The 12,637-nt window shown below is 60.1% G+C and carries 12 protein-coding genes and 1 riboswitch; of the genes, 7 read left to right on the top strand and 5 right to left on the bottom strand.

Going from position 1 to position 12,637, the window contains the following annotated elements; all coding sequences use genetic code 11:
• Nucleotides 1-3: 3 nt before the first annotated feature.
• Nucleotides 4-1,053 carry a cobalamin biosynthesis protein CobW gene (gene cobW / locus EV561_RS19665; protein WP_132524003.1) on the bottom strand — a complete coding sequence of 350 codons (1,050 nt, stop codon included), beginning with the start codon at nt 1,051-1,053 and terminating at the stop codon, nt 4-6.
• A 4-nt stretch (nt 1,054-1,057) separates the two neighbouring features.
• Nucleotides 1,058-1,582 (bottom strand): bifunctional adenosylcobinamide kinase/adenosylcobinamide-phosphate guanylyltransferase, encoded by a 525-nt coding sequence (gene cobU / locus EV561_RS19660; protein WP_132524002.1) that lies wholly within the window; start codon nt 1,580-1,582, stop codon nt 1,058-1,060.
• Nucleotides 1,583-1,735: 153 nt separating this feature from the next.
• A riboswitch (cobalamin riboswitch) is annotated at nt 1,736-2,159 on the bottom strand.
• Between the two features lie 207 nt (nt 2,160-2,366).
• Here cobU and EV561_RS19655 point away from each other — a divergent pair.
• Entirely contained in the window at nt 2,367-4,157 is a 1,791-nt protein-coding gene (locus EV561_RS19655; protein ID WP_132524001.1) for a chloride channel protein, read from the top strand.
• 39 nt (nt 4,158-4,196) lie between these two features.
• Here EV561_RS19655 and EV561_RS19650 read toward each other — a convergent pair whose 3' ends face one another.
• Nucleotides 4,197-4,484, bottom strand: coding sequence for a hypothetical protein (locus EV561_RS19650; protein WP_132524000.1), 288 nt, complete (start codon nt 4,482-4,484; stop codon nt 4,197-4,199).
• Nucleotides 4,485-4,563: 79 nt separating this feature from the next.
• Nucleotides 4,564-6,021, bottom strand: coding sequence for a cobyric acid synthase (locus EV561_RS19645; RefSeq protein WP_132523999.1), 1,458 nt, complete (start codon nt 6,019-6,021; stop codon nt 4,564-4,566).
• A gap of 232 nt (nt 6,022-6,253) precedes the next feature.
• Between EV561_RS19645 and EV561_RS37245 the strand changes: the two genes are divergently transcribed.
• The 6 genes from EV561_RS37245 (at nt 6,254) to EV561_RS19620 (ending at nt 11,889) form a co-directional block, all read left to right on the top strand.
• Nucleotides 6,254-6,397, top strand: a complete 144-nt coding sequence (locus EV561_RS37245) for a hypothetical protein (protein WP_165927861.1) — start codon at nt 6,254-6,256, stop codon at nt 6,395-6,397.
• Between the two features lie 716 nt (nt 6,398-7,113).
• Entirely contained in the window at nt 7,114-8,112 is a 999-nt protein-coding gene (locus EV561_RS19640; RefSeq protein ID WP_132523998.1) for an ABC transporter substrate-binding protein, read from the top strand.
• Nucleotides 8,113-8,348: 236 nt separating this feature from the next.
• A complete protein-coding gene (locus EV561_RS19635; protein ID WP_132523997.1) occupies nt 8,349-9,260 on the top strand; it encodes a proline/glycine betaine ABC transporter permease in 912 nt (303 codons plus the stop codon).
• The gene (locus EV561_RS19630) at nt 9,253-10,305 is read left to right on the top strand and encodes a glycine betaine/L-proline ABC transporter ATP-binding protein (RefSeq protein ID WP_132523996.1); all 1,053 of its coding nucleotides are present in this window, start codon (nt 9,253-9,255) and stop codon (nt 10,303-10,305) included. The genes EV561_RS19635 and EV561_RS19630 overlap by 8 nt, the downstream gene beginning before the upstream one ends.
• A gap of 120 nt (nt 10,306-10,425) precedes the next feature.
• Nucleotides 10,426-11,439, top strand: a complete 1,014-nt coding sequence (bmt, locus tag EV561_RS19625; RefSeq protein WP_132523995.1) for a betaine--homocysteine S-methyltransferase — start codon at nt 10,426-10,428, stop codon at nt 11,437-11,439.
• Nucleotides 11,440-11,541: 102 nt separating this feature from the next.
• Nucleotides 11,542-11,889: a hypothetical protein gene (locus tag EV561_RS19620; RefSeq protein WP_132523994.1), complete on the top strand. Its 348-nt coding sequence runs from the start codon at nt 11,542-11,544 to the stop codon at nt 11,887-11,889.
• 1 nt (nt 11,890) lies between these two features.
• On the opposite strand, the gene EV561_RS19615 is transcribed toward EV561_RS19620, so the two are convergent.
• On the bottom strand, nt 11,891-12,631 hold the full coding sequence (locus EV561_RS19615) for a phosphodiester glycosidase family protein (RefSeq protein WP_245512781.1): 741 nt from the start codon (nt 12,629-12,631) through the stop codon (nt 11,891-11,893).
• Between the last annotated feature and the right edge of the window lie 6 nt (nt 12,632-12,637).

Here is a 12,637-nt window from a genome sequence, read left to right as displayed (position 1 = left end):
GCCTTACACCAGCGCCTCGATCGCCCCGCGAACGATCGCCTGATCCATGTCGTGCAGGCCGATGACGACAAGCCGGGTCGCACGCGCTTCGCCAGATATCCATGCGCGGTCGAAATATTGATCGATGCGGCTGCCGACGGCCTGGATCTGCAGGCGCATCGGCTTGCCGGGAACGTCGACGAAGCCCTTCAGGCGCAGCACGTCATGTTCCGCAATCACGCCCTTCAGCTTCTCAATGAAGGCATTGGGATCGGCGACGGCACCAAGCTCGACGACGAAACTGTCGAACTCGTCGTGGTCATGTGGCGCGCCGTCCTCGTGCTCCAGCTCGTGATGCGATTTGCGGTTCGCAATGTCCTCTTCCGTGCCGACGCCAAGGCCGAGCAGCACAGCGGCAGGCACGTCGCCGTTCTTTGCCTCGATCATCGTCGGCCGGCGATGCGTGCGCGAGGAGACCTCGGCGCGTACGCCGGCGATGCCTGCCGTGTCGAGAAGATCGGTCTTGTTGAGAACGATCAGGTCGGCGCAGGTCAGTTGGTCCTCGAAAAGCTCCTCGATCGGATTGTCGTGGTCGAGCGACGCGTCTTCGGCGCGGGCGGCGTTGACCGCATCATGGTCGTCGGCGAAACGGCCGGCCGCAACCGCTGCGCTGTCGACCACGGTGATGACGCCATCGACGGTCACCTGCGTGCGGATATCCGGCCAGTTGAAGGCGGCAACGAGCGGCTGCGGCAGCGCAAGCCCCGAGGTCTCGATGACGATATGGTCCGGCCGGGCGTCGCGCTCTAGGAGCTTCGTCATGGTTGGGATGAAATCGTCGGCGACGGTACAGCAGATGCAGCCGTTGGTCAGCTCGATAATATCGTCCTCGGTGCAGTTTTCCGCGCCGCAGCCCTTCAGCACGTCGCCGTCGACGCCGAGATCGCCGAATTCGTTGATGATCAACGCGATCTTCTTGCCGCCGGTATTCTGCAGCAGGTTGCGGATCATCGTCGTCTTGCCGGCACCGAGAAAGCCGGTGATGACGGTGGCTGGAATTTTCTGCTGGTTCATCAAATCAACCCTTCATTTTCAGCGGCAGACCGGCCGCAACGAAATAAACTTCCGCGACTTCTGCCGCGATCATCTGGTGGAGCCGTCCGGCATGGTCGCGAAAGGCGCGCGCCATTGCATTGTCCGGCACGATCCCGAGCCCGACCTCGTTGGAGACGAGGACGAGCCGCGCTTTCGCATTCGGCAGGTATTCTGAAAGAGCGGCAAATTCCGCCGCCATGTCGCGCTCCTCCATCATCAGGTTCGTGACCCAGAGCGTCAGGCAATCGATCAGGATGACCCGCCCCTCGCCGTCGATGTCGGCAAGGCGGGAGAGGAGATCGAGCGGCTCTTCATGCGTAGTCCAGAGATCGCCGCGATCCGCCCGGTGCTGCGCAATCCGCGACCGCATCTCGTCATCCCAAGCCCGCCCGGTCGCCACATAGTGCCGCTCGAGGCCGGAGGTGGTCACCAATGACTCGGCAAAGCGTGATTTGCCCGATCGGGCGCCGCCGAGAATGAGAACAGAGATGAAGGATGGGGATGTCATTTGCGCCGCCGATCGTCACGCATGGAGATGCTGCGCGGCGCTCGAAGCGGCGAATATGGTCGCGGGAGCATCCGAAAACGGATGCCGAAATGGTTTCACAGCCATGACAACCTCCGTGCTGGCAGCGGAGCTTTCGCCCCTTGAGCTATGGGCTCTTCGCCCGGCACGCATGGCAGGTCTCCTGGCTCGCGGTTTGAGGCGCGGCGACCGGGGCAGACCGAATACGGTCGCCTGAGCAGACCGAATACGGTCGCCCCGGGTCGTACGCCAGCGGGTCGTCCTCGCCTTCCCGGCAGTCATCATGAAAAGGTGGACGATTCGTAGAATTAGAGGCGTCCAGCCCCGGCTGATCATGATGCCACGCCAGTGGCTTTTCCGGCTTCCGGTCTTTTTCGCCCGTCCCCACCATTGGGAACCGTCTGCGAAAAAGCTTTAAAAACCGGACAGAAGACCCTGACCGCTCTACAGTCGCGGGGTCGGCTGTGATGAAAACGCCCGGCTTGGGTCCGTCCCGTCACATTCCCTTTTCATCCCTTGCGACGACCGCCGCCCGGGAACCATCCGTTATGAAGCCCGATGGTTACGGAAACCGCCATTCCGAGTCAATCGCATTCGGCGGACGGAAAACGGCCGGGACCTTGCCCCGGCAGCCATTATTTTTCGACGCGAGGGGCAATTGGCGGGAAAAAGGAAGAAGATGTCGGTCTTTTGCCGTAATTCTTTGACCTTAGCAGTCTATAGACTGCTTCAAGCTTTCGAATGCCTGTAAAAGTTCGTCCTCCCGATGCTGCAGAAATTCAAACAGCGCCGTTTTGGCGCCCTGTATTCCTTCTTTGATCTCGGCCGCATGAGAGCTGCGTTGCGTCGCAGCGAGCTCGGTATGATCTTTGCCGGCGCTTTCGTCGGGATCACATCCGGCTGCGCGGTCACCGCTATGAGCGTGATATCGCGGACGATGCACACGCTGATCTTCGGTATCGACGACTCAGGGCGCTTGAGTTCGGCGCAGGTTGACGACAAGTTCCTGCTGCTCGCATCTCCTGTTGTCGGCGGCATCGTCCTGGGCCTGATGATCTTCATTCTGGCCAAGACCCGGAAGAAGCCCATGGTCGACCCGATCGAAGCCAATGCGCTGCATGGCGGCCGGCTGTCGCTGACGGACAGCATTCTGGTCGCCGTACAGAATCTCATCTCGAACGGCTTTGGCGCTTCCGTCGGCCTCGAGGCCGGCTACACCCAGATCGCAGCCGGAATAGCGTCAAAGCTCGGCTACAAACTGCAGCTTCGTCGCTCAGATCTCAGAACGCTCGTCGGCTGCGGCGCCGCCGGCGCCATCGCCGCCGCCTTCAACGCACCGCTGACCGGTGCTTTTTACGCCTTCGAGCTCATCATCGGCACCTATTCGATCATCACGCTGACGCCCGTCGTCGTCTCCGCACTGATCTCCACCCTCGTGGCGCGCCTTCTCTCCGGCAACGATTTCAACATCGACGTCGGCGATTTCGGCAGCGTCGTTCCGGCGGACTATATTCCGGCGCTCTTGCTCGGCGCTTTCTGCGCCGGCGCCGGAATCCTGATCATGCAGGGCGTTTCCTTCATCGAGGAACTGGCGCGAAAGAGCTCCATCGCATTGCCCTTCCGTCCGGCACTCGGCGGTATCGTTGTCGGCCTCCTCGCCCTGATAACGCCGCAGGTGCTTTCGGCGGGTCACGGCGCCCTGCATCTCAATCTCGCCAACACCATCGCAATCCCGACGCTGATCGGCATTCTGCTGCTGAAATCCCTGGCGTCAGCAGTCTCGATCGGCTCCGGTTTCAGAGGCGGCCTGTTCTTCGCCTCGCTTTTCATGGGCGCCCTGCTTGGCAAGATTTTCGCCTATTCCGCCCCCTATTTCGATCACGCGACGCTGACGCCGGTTATCTACGCTGTCGTCGGCATGAGTTCGCTTGCCGTCGCCATTATTGGCGGCCCGCTGACCATGACCTTCCTTGCGCTGGAAATCACCGGCGATTTTCCGATCACCGCGCTGGTGCTTGCCGCCGTCATCACCTCGTCGCTCGTCGTCCGCTCGACCTTCGGCTACTCCTTCGCGACATGGCGTTTTCACCTTCGCGGCGAGAGCATTCGCAGCGCCCACGATGTCGGCTGGATCCGCAGCCTGACGGTCGGCCGGATGATGCGCGAAGACGTGCGCACCGCCAGCGTCAACATAACGGTCGAGGAGTTCCGCCACGACTTCCCGATCGGCTCGACCCAGCGCGTGATCCTTGTCGACGACGCCGACAAATATGCCGGCATCGTGCTTGTACCTGATATCTACGCAAGCCCGGTGGACAAGAACGACGAAGGCAAGAGCATCGCTGACTTCACCAAATACCGGAACGATTTCCTGCAGCCGCAAATGAACGCCAAGCAGGCGGCCGCAATCTTCGACAAGACCGAGAGCGAAGCGCTCGCCGTTGTCAACAACCTGATCGAACGCAAGGTCGTCGGCCAGCTTTCGGAAAGCTATACGCTGAGGCGCTACGCGGAAGAGCTGGACAGGCGGCGGCGCGAAATTTCGGGCGAACTTTGATTATCCACGGCGATCGCCGTCAGGCCGCCGTATCGCAAATTACTGGCCGCCCTGATTCGGCGCATCGTCGGCGGCATCCTTGCTATCCATTCTGACCACTAGCTTATACGGGCGCTTGCCGTCTTCGTGAACCAGCACCGTCACGGTACATGTGTCGTCATGTGGCCGCACCGACAAGAGACGACCGCCTGACTTCTCAAGCACACGCTCCACGACATCGCTGCAATCCAGAACCCGGTCCGATGCGAACGTCAACCTCGGCCGCGGAAGTAGGATTGCGGTGGCAAGCATCGCCGAGACGAACAGGGAGGTCAAAAGGCTGGCCATGTAAAATCTCCTTGTCGGCAGGCGTCGTCGGCAGTCATCGCGGATCAGAATAACGATCTGCGCACCCAGTGCAAAGATTTTACACCGCAAGCAGCCGATCGAGCCAGTCCCTGTCAAGGACAGTCTCTAGCTCCGCCGCGACCTCGTCCAATGCGGCGTCGACGCTTTCCCGGTAATTCACCCGCTCTCCGCTAAGACCGAAGCTGCCAAGCAACCCGGCACGATAGGCATCGCTTGTGAAGAGCCCGTGCAGATAGGTGCCCATGATCCGCCCGTCCGACGATACAGCGCCATCGAGCCGGCCATCGATGACAGCGGATGGCCGGGAGCAATCGGCGCCCTGGGTCACACCTAGATGAATTTCATAGCCCTCAAGGGCCACATCATGTTCGGTCGACCACGCTCGGCTGTTACGTACGGTCTTCTCCGGCGCCATTTCCGTCTCGATATCCAAAAGGCCGAGACCGGGCGTCTCCAGAACCGCTCCCTCGATGCCGAGCGGGTCACGGACCGTCCGGCCGAGCATCTGGTACCCCCCGCAAATGCCGATGACGCGACCGCCGCGTCTGACGTGCCGGGAAATGTCGCGATCCCATCCCTGCGCCCGCAGGTCCTCCAAGTCGCCGATCGTCGATTTCGAACCGGGTAGAACGACGAGCGCAGCATCGGTAGGCAAAGGCTCTCCGGGCCGCACGAAGACGAGATCGACATCCGGTTCGGCACGGAGCGGATCGAAATCGTCGAAATTGGCGATACGCGGCAGAACCGGCACGGCGATCTTCAGCGCCTGGGACGCGCCGCGCACCAGCCGTTCCAGCACGACGGAATCTTCAGCCGGCAGACGGCCGGCCGCCTTCAGCCAGGGCACGATGCCGAAGCAGGGCCAGCCGGTGAAATCTCCAACCGCTTTGACGCCGTCTGCAAACAGCGAGATGTCACCGCGGAATTTGTTGATGATATAGCCGGAGATCATCCGCCGATCCTCCTCGGCAAGAATGGCATGGGTGCCGACCAGCGACGCGATCACGCCGCCCCGGTCTATGTCGCCCACTAGGACGACGGGAACGTTGGCGCGCGTCGCAAATCCCATGTTGGCGATATCGCCCGGCCTAAGATTGATTTCCGCCGGCGAGCCTGCCCCCTCCACGATGACGAGATCAGTCCCGGCCCGTACCGTTGCGAAGCTTTCCAGTACGGCGCCCAGCAATTGCGGCTTCAGCGCCTGGTAATCCCGCCCCTTCGCCTGACCCCAGACCTTCCCCTGCACGACGATCTGGCTGCCGGTATCGGATTGCGGCTTGAGGAGTACGGGGTTCATGTGCACGGACGAAGTGGTTCGCGCGGCAAGCGCCTGCAGCCATTGCGCCCGCCCGATTTCGCCGCCGTCCTCGGCCACAGCCGCATTGTTAGACATGTTCTGAGGCTTGAAGGGGCGAACCCTCAATCCTCTATTTGCGGCAAGTCGGCAAAGCCCCGCCACCAATACTGTTTTTCCGACATCGGAACCGGTTCCCTGCAGCATGATGGCCTTGGTCATGAATGTGACTCCGAGGTTGTGAACCGATCGAAATCGCCGATTCCTGCCTGATTTTCGCCGCAATCGGCCTCGGTCGCAACGCCTCTTCCGAGACAAAAATGCACCATCGCGCAGCGCAGTCTATTTGCGACATTTGATGACGACTTCCTCCATTGTGGGATGTCGGAAACAGGCTTATTTGCGCTGTCAAACAATGCACCAATAACGGCCCTTCGGCCTGGAGGATTACCCCATGCTGTTCGTCTTCAACAACAAGAATTCCATACAGATCGCCTGGGGTGGCAAGCTGCCCTCGCCCAAGCGCGAAAGCCGCGTCAGCGAGCTCGATGTTCGTGTCGGAACGGTCGGCCTGATCCGCACCTATAACGCCGGCTGAACCGCGTCAACAGCGACGCTTCCTTGATCAACGCCCTCCACGCGGGAGGCCGTAAAACAAAAACCGCGCTTGGCGAACAGCCGTGCGCGGTTTTGTTTAACATGGCCTTGCAATGACACTGCAGGATATGTTGTCTCCGGGACGCAATACCTGATCCGGAGATGCTGCGAGATCACCCGCGGCACCCAAGTCATAGCCAGACATTCTTACCGGATAGTTATCGAGCGCCTAACGAAGAATAAATTTCGTCTTTTTTCTAATTTTTTCATGGCGGTCGCCAATTTTTTCCCACGCCGCGAATAGAATATAAAAGGTCTTCAAAAAGGCGTGACTTTTCCCCGTTTTCGTATCCTGCCGTAGCAAGGGCTGTCCGAACCGGCCCCAATGCTTCATTTCCAGTCGTGAATGCCAGAAATTAGGCTATTTCAGCTAGTTATTGACGCTTCCCGATAGAGCCGTCGAAGGCGGACCATCGCGGAACCAGTTGATTTCTCCCCTCAAATCCTTAGGCTTCTTTGAAGCGATACGAAGATGGCAGGCCGGCGGCAAGGCTCCGCGGGTAAAGAAAAGCAGGCGTATCGCGACAGGGGGCCGAACATGCGCCGTCAGCGGCAATTGCACGGTTAAGCCTTTTGGTGACGCTGACGAGGATCGGCTGGTACAATGCCGGAGCGATCCGCATCTCTAACTGCAAGAACACTGGGAGACATTAAAACATGAAGAAGCTAATCGCTTCCGCCATCTTCGCCGCAAGTGTCTATGCCTTGGCTGGCTCGGCACACGCTGCGGAATGCGGCGACGTATCGATCGCCGAAATGAACTGGGCCTCCGCAGGCGTTGCCGCGCAGGTCGACAAGATCATTCTCGAGAATGGCTACGGCTGCAAAGTGACGCTGGTAACCGGCGACACCCAGCCGACCTTCACCTCCATGGATGAAAAGGGCGAACCTGACGTTGCGCCCGAACTCTGGGTCAACGCCGTGCGCACCGCGCTCGACAAGGCCGTTTCCGAGGGACGCCTGATCGAGGCAGCGCCGCTGCTCAGCGACGGCGGCGTCGAAGGCTGGTGGATTCCGAAGTTCCTTGCCGATGCCCATCCCGACATCAAGTCGGTTCAGGATGCCCTGAAGCATCCGGAACTCTTCCCCGCGCCGGAAGATTCGTCCAAGGCTGCGATCTACAATTGCCCGTCGGGCTGGAATTGCCAGATTTCCACCGCAAACCTCTACAAGGCTCTGGGTGCTGAAAAGCTGGGCTTCCAGCTTGTCGACACCGGTTCGGCTGCCGGCCTTGACGGCTCGATCGCCAACGCCTTCGAAAAGAAGACCGGCTGGCTCGGCTACTACTGGGCTCCGACCGCCATCCTCGGCAAGTACGACATGGTTCGTTTGAGCTTCGGCGTTCCGCACGACAAGAAGGAATGGGACGCCTGCACGGCAATCCAGGACTGCGCCAACCCGAAGCTCAACTCCTATCCTGTCTCTGACGTCTTCACCGTCGTGACCAAGTCCTTCTCCGACAAGGCCGGCATTGCCATGGACTACGTCAAGACCCGCAAGTGGGACAACGGCACTGTCGGCAAGGTTCTCGCATGGATGACCGACAACCAGGGTACGAACGAGGACGGCGCCAAGTACTTCCTCAAGACCTATCCTGACATGTGGACCAAGTGGGTTGCTCCTGACGTTGCTACCAAGGTCAAGGCCTCGCTCTAACGCTTGAATCGGGAAGCGGCGGCCATCTGCCGCCGCTTCTTTCGCATACAGGCCTGCGATACACCGATGCCGACAGCAGGGGCGTCGCCAAGGTCGCAGAAAGCAAATGGTTTCGCCGGCTATTGTTATAGACGGTAGTATGCAGGCTGAAAAACCGGTGACAGCCCGCATCGGCCGCCTGATACTGAAGGCCACACGGACAGGCTGGTCACAAACCGGATAAAAAGGGGAAAGTGATGGCTCTGCAATGCAGTTTCTTGCCGGACGTATTGTGCAATTTTCCGGCAATCAGCGATACGATCATCCGCGGGGCGCGCAAGAATATCGACGACGGCTTTCGTGCACTCGTGCGCACCTATGCCAGCATCATCGATGCCATCGTGCAGCCGCTCCAATGGTTCCTGAACTATCTTGAATGGCTGTTTACCAACACGCCATGGGTGATAGTCCTGATTGTGATGATGGCAGTCGTCTATTTCGCCAGCCGCAACGTGAAGATCGTCATAGGTACGGCAATCTCGATGCTTCTCATCGGCGCCTGTGGTCTGTGGAACGACACAATGGTCACGCTCGCCATGGTGACGGTCTGTACGCTCATCGCCATCGTGATCGGCTTACCGATCGGCATTTTGATGGCGCGATCGGATCGACTGCAGTCGATCGTCAACCCCATTCTCGACGTCATGCAGACGATGCCTAGCTTCGTCTATCTCATCCCTGTCGTGGTCATCTTCGGCATCGGCAAGGTTCCGGGCCTCATCGCCGTCGTGATCTATGCTGTCCCGCCGATGATCCGCCTCACCAATCTCGGAATACGGCTGGTCGACAAGGAAGTACTGGAAGCGGCTGACGCCTTCGGCTCGTCGCATCAGCAGAAGCTGTTCAACGTCCAGATTCCGCTGGCCTTGCCGACCATCATGGCAGGCATCAACCAGACCATCATGATGTCGCTCGCCATGGTCGTTGTCGCCTCCATGGTCGGCGTCGGCGGCCTGGGCAAGAACACGCTTCAGGCAATCAACAACCAGTTTTTCACCGTCGGCTTCATGAACGGCTTTGCACTCGTCGCCATCGCCATCATTTTCGACCGCACCAGTCAGGCTTATGGCAGACGGCTTCAAAAGCATTCGGAGGTCATTCATGGCTAGTCACGCGATCCAGATCAAAAACCTCTACAAGATCTTCGGGCAGCACGGCGCCAGGTTCGTCGACATGGTCAAGCAGGGCGTCAGCAAGACCGAACTCAACGAACAGCACGGCCATGTTCTCGGATTGCAGGACATCAATATCGACATGCCGGCCGGCGCCATCACCGTCGTGATGGGCCTGTCCGGCTCGGGAAAATCGACCCTGATCCGACACATCAACCGCCTGATCGAGCCGACAACAGGCGAAGTGCTTTATGACGGCGTAGACGTCTGCAAGATGAACGAAAACGATCTGCGTGAATTCCGCAGACACAAGACGGCGATGGTGTTCCAGAAATTCGCGCTGCTGCCGCACCGCACCGTCATCGAAAACACGATCTACGGCCTGCAGATCCAGGGCGTGCCTCGCGGCGAAAGCGAGAAAAAGGGCCGCCACTGGATCAACCGCGTCGGCTTGAGCGGCTTCGAGAACCATTATCCGAACCAGCTTTCCGGCGGCATGCAGCAGCGCGTCGGCCTGGCACGGGCGCTCACCAACGATGCCGACATCCTGCTGATGGACGAAGCCTATTCGGCACTCGACCCGCTCATCCGCGTCGACATGCAGAGCGTGCTTCTCGACCTGCAGAAGGAACTGAAGAAGACTGTGGTCTTCATCACCCACGATCTCGACGAGGCACTACGGCTCGGCGACAGGATCGCGATCCTGCGGGACGGCAAGGTCATCCAGCAGGGAAGCGGCCAGGAAATCGTCCTCAACCCGGCCGATGACTACATCACCGCCTTCGTGAAGGAAGTGAACCGCGGCCGCGTCCTCCAGGTTCGCACGGTCATGAAGCCGTTCGCCGGCGAGACACAGGGTCCCCGAATTGCCGCCGACACCATCCTGGAGGTCGCCGCCAAGGAGATGACGAGCGCCGGTCACTCCCTCGCCCTCGTCACTGACGCTGGCGGCAGGCCGATCGGCACGATCGATTTGCACACGATCATTGCGGCGATGGTAACCCCGGCAAGCCACGAGAAGGCCCAGATGGCTGCAGCCTGAAGCTTATGGATCCAGCCGCGTCGGAAGCGCCCCCTCGGGCGCTTTCCTTTTGTCCACGGCACGGTTGAAATCATATAAAGATATCTTTATGTATATATTCGCTAACGACACCGAGGAAACATCATGACCGCAGCAAATCCGCTGACCGATCTTCTTGCCGAAAAGGGCGTGCTTCTTGCCGACGGCGCGACGGGAACGAATCTTTTCGCGATGGGCCTCGAAGCAGGCGAAGCACCGGAACTCTGGAACGAAAGCGCCCCGGAGAAGATCACCAAGCTGCATCAGGACTTCGTCGATGCCGGCGCCGACATCATTCTGACCAACACCTTCGGCGGCACCCGCCACCGCCTGAAGCTGCACCATGCGCAGGATCGGGTCCACAGCCTCAACAGACAAGCTGCCGAGATCGCCCGCGCCGTTGCCGACAAGGCAGGCCGCAAGGTAATCGTTGCCGGCTCCGTCGGCCCGACCGGCGAACTGCTGATCCCGCTTGGCGCGCTGACCTATGAGGACGCCGTTGCGGCTTTCGTCGAGCAGATGGAAGGCCTGAAAGCCGGCGGCGTCGATGTTGCCTGGATCGAAACCATGTCTTCGCCGGAAGAGATCCGCGCGGCAGCCGATGCTGCAATCAAGACGGACCTCCCCTATACCTACACCGGCTCCTTCGACACTGCCGGAAAGACGATGATGGGTCTGCATCCGAAGGATATCCACGGCGTCGCTAAGGACATCGCCGGCGGCCCGCTTGCGGTCGGCGCCAATTGCGGCGTCGGCGCGTCGGACATCCTTTCAAGCCTGCTCGACATGACCAATGCCGATCCCGATGCGATCGTCATCGTGAAGGGCAATTGCGGTATTCCCGAATATCGCGGCGCCGAAATCCACTATTCCGGCACGCCGCCGCTGATGGCCGACTATGCCCGACTTGCTCGCGACGCCGGCGCGAAGATCATCGGCGGCTGCTGCGGCACGTCATGCGGCCATCTGGCTGCAATGCGCCAGGCGCTCGACGACTACACCCCCGGCCCGCGCCCGACGCTCGAAACCATCATCGAGCGCATTGGCCCGATGCGCAACAAGACCGCCGACGAAAGTGGCGCCGCACCGGCCCGCGAACGACGTCGTCGGGGCTGATCGCACCCATGAAGCGGAGGCGTTCGCGCCTCCGCAAGCCTGACGAAAGCCGATCCCGTCATAGTCCGCCGACAGACTCACCTGCATGAGGCGGAATTCGACATGACGGCTACGGCAACCTCCTTCCCCGACCGCGAAACTGTTGCGGTCAGGCTTTCCGGTTTTGCGGAAACCGACAAATCCTTCCTCATGCTTCTGATGGAAAACCCGCTGCAGGACGACAGCCTGATCGACGGGCTGCATCGCTATCTCGATCTCGCCGCAGGCGCCTCCTTCCTCAATAGCCTGAAGCTGGAGAGGCTCGGCGAATGGCTTGGCAACAACGCCCCCGACCGACTGCAGATCCGATTGATGGAAGCGGCTAAGTCGAGCCAGCATCCGGCCTTCGCTGCCTTCCATATCGGTCTAAAACGGTCGGGCGGGCTTGAGCGAGCCTATCCATCGGTGTGAATCAAGGGAAGCTGCCGGGCAGCATCTCGGTGACGGCGATGATCGGCCCGAGAGGAAACAGGCCGTCGCGACGCTGCCAGTTCGCTATGTCGACACTGGAAATGCTGCCATCGAGAAACAGCGCGTTCGGGCAGCCAAGCGCGTCACGAAACAGCGTCGCGAAATCGTAGAACCGGACAGCATCTTCGGAAAGAGCGAAGATCACCTGCCCCGCTCCATTCACCCCGACGCCGTTTCTCGTCTTCAGGCTCGTACTGTCGATGAGGAAGGATGGATGCAGCTTGCCGTCGATAACGAGTATCGGGCCGGATTGCGTGGCGTAGAAGGGCTTGATGCCTGACGTGGCGAAGGCCTTGGCCTCCATCACGCCTGCCTTCCCGGGCTCGATATAGAAGACGCCGTTCGGTAACAGGTGAAAATTGCCCCAGCCGCTATTGGTGTTGAGTGCCTTCATCTGCTTGAAGTTCTCGACATAGAGGCCGACCGACCCCTGCGCGTCGTCATACATTCCGCCGTTCATCGCGAAACGCACATAAGTCCGATCCTGCCGCAGGTCGTTTTCCAGCGCCCGGAACGATCCATAGGGCTTGCCGCTGCGGTCATATTCGTAAAGCCGGATGCCGGAGGTGGCGGGATCGAAGGTACAAACCGTGTAATGGGCGCCGAGATAGTCGAGCCTCCGGCAGCCTTCATCCGCCCAAGCCGCCTGAGCCGCTAGCCACAAGATCAATGCAATCGTCAAACGAAT

This window comes from Rhizobium sp. BK376, from assembly GCF_004341625.1.
Taxonomy (GTDB): Bacteria; Pseudomonadota; Alphaproteobacteria; order Rhizobiales; family Rhizobiaceae; genus Rhizobium.
This window is presented reverse-complemented; position numbering and strand designations above follow the sequence as displayed.

Bases quoted from the DNA above. Each gene is read 5' to 3' on its own strand.
- EV561_RS37245 (WP_165927861.1), top strand. From the start codon at position 6,254: ATGCTGTTCGTCTTCAACAACAAGAATTCCATACAGATCGCCTGGGGT.
- EV561_RS19640 (WP_132523998.1), top strand. From the start codon at position 7,114: ATGAAGAAGCTAATCGCTTCCGCCATCTTCGCCGCAAGTGTCTATGCC.
- EV561_RS19630 (WP_132523996.1), top strand. From the start codon at position 9,253: ATGGCTAGTCACGCGATCCAGATCAAAAACCTCTACAAGATCTTCGGG.
- EV561_RS19650 (WP_132524000.1), bottom strand. From the start codon at position 4,484: ATGGCCAGCCTTTTGACCTCCCTGTTCGTCTCGGCGATGCTTGCCACC.
- cobW (WP_132524003.1), bottom strand. From the start codon at position 1,053: ATGAACCAGCAGAAAATTCCAGCCACCGTCATCACCGGCTTTCTCGGT.
- EV561_RS19655 (WP_132524001.1), top strand. From the start codon at position 2,367: ATGCTGCAGAAATTCAAACAGCGCCGTTTTGGCGCCCTGTATTCCTTC.
- cobU (WP_132524002.1), bottom strand. From the start codon at position 1,582: ATGACATCCCCATCCTTCATCTCTGTTCTCATTCTCGGCGGCGCCCGA.
- EV561_RS19620 (WP_132523994.1), top strand. From the start codon at position 11,542: ATGACGGCTACGGCAACCTCCTTCCCCGACCGCGAAACTGTTGCGGTC.
- EV561_RS19645 (WP_132523999.1), bottom strand. From the start codon at position 6,021: ATGACCAAGGCCATCATGCTGCAGGGAACCGGTTCCGATGTCGGAAAA.
- EV561_RS19635 (WP_132523997.1), top strand. From the start codon at position 8,349: ATGGCTCTGCAATGCAGTTTCTTGCCGGACGTATTGTGCAATTTTCCG.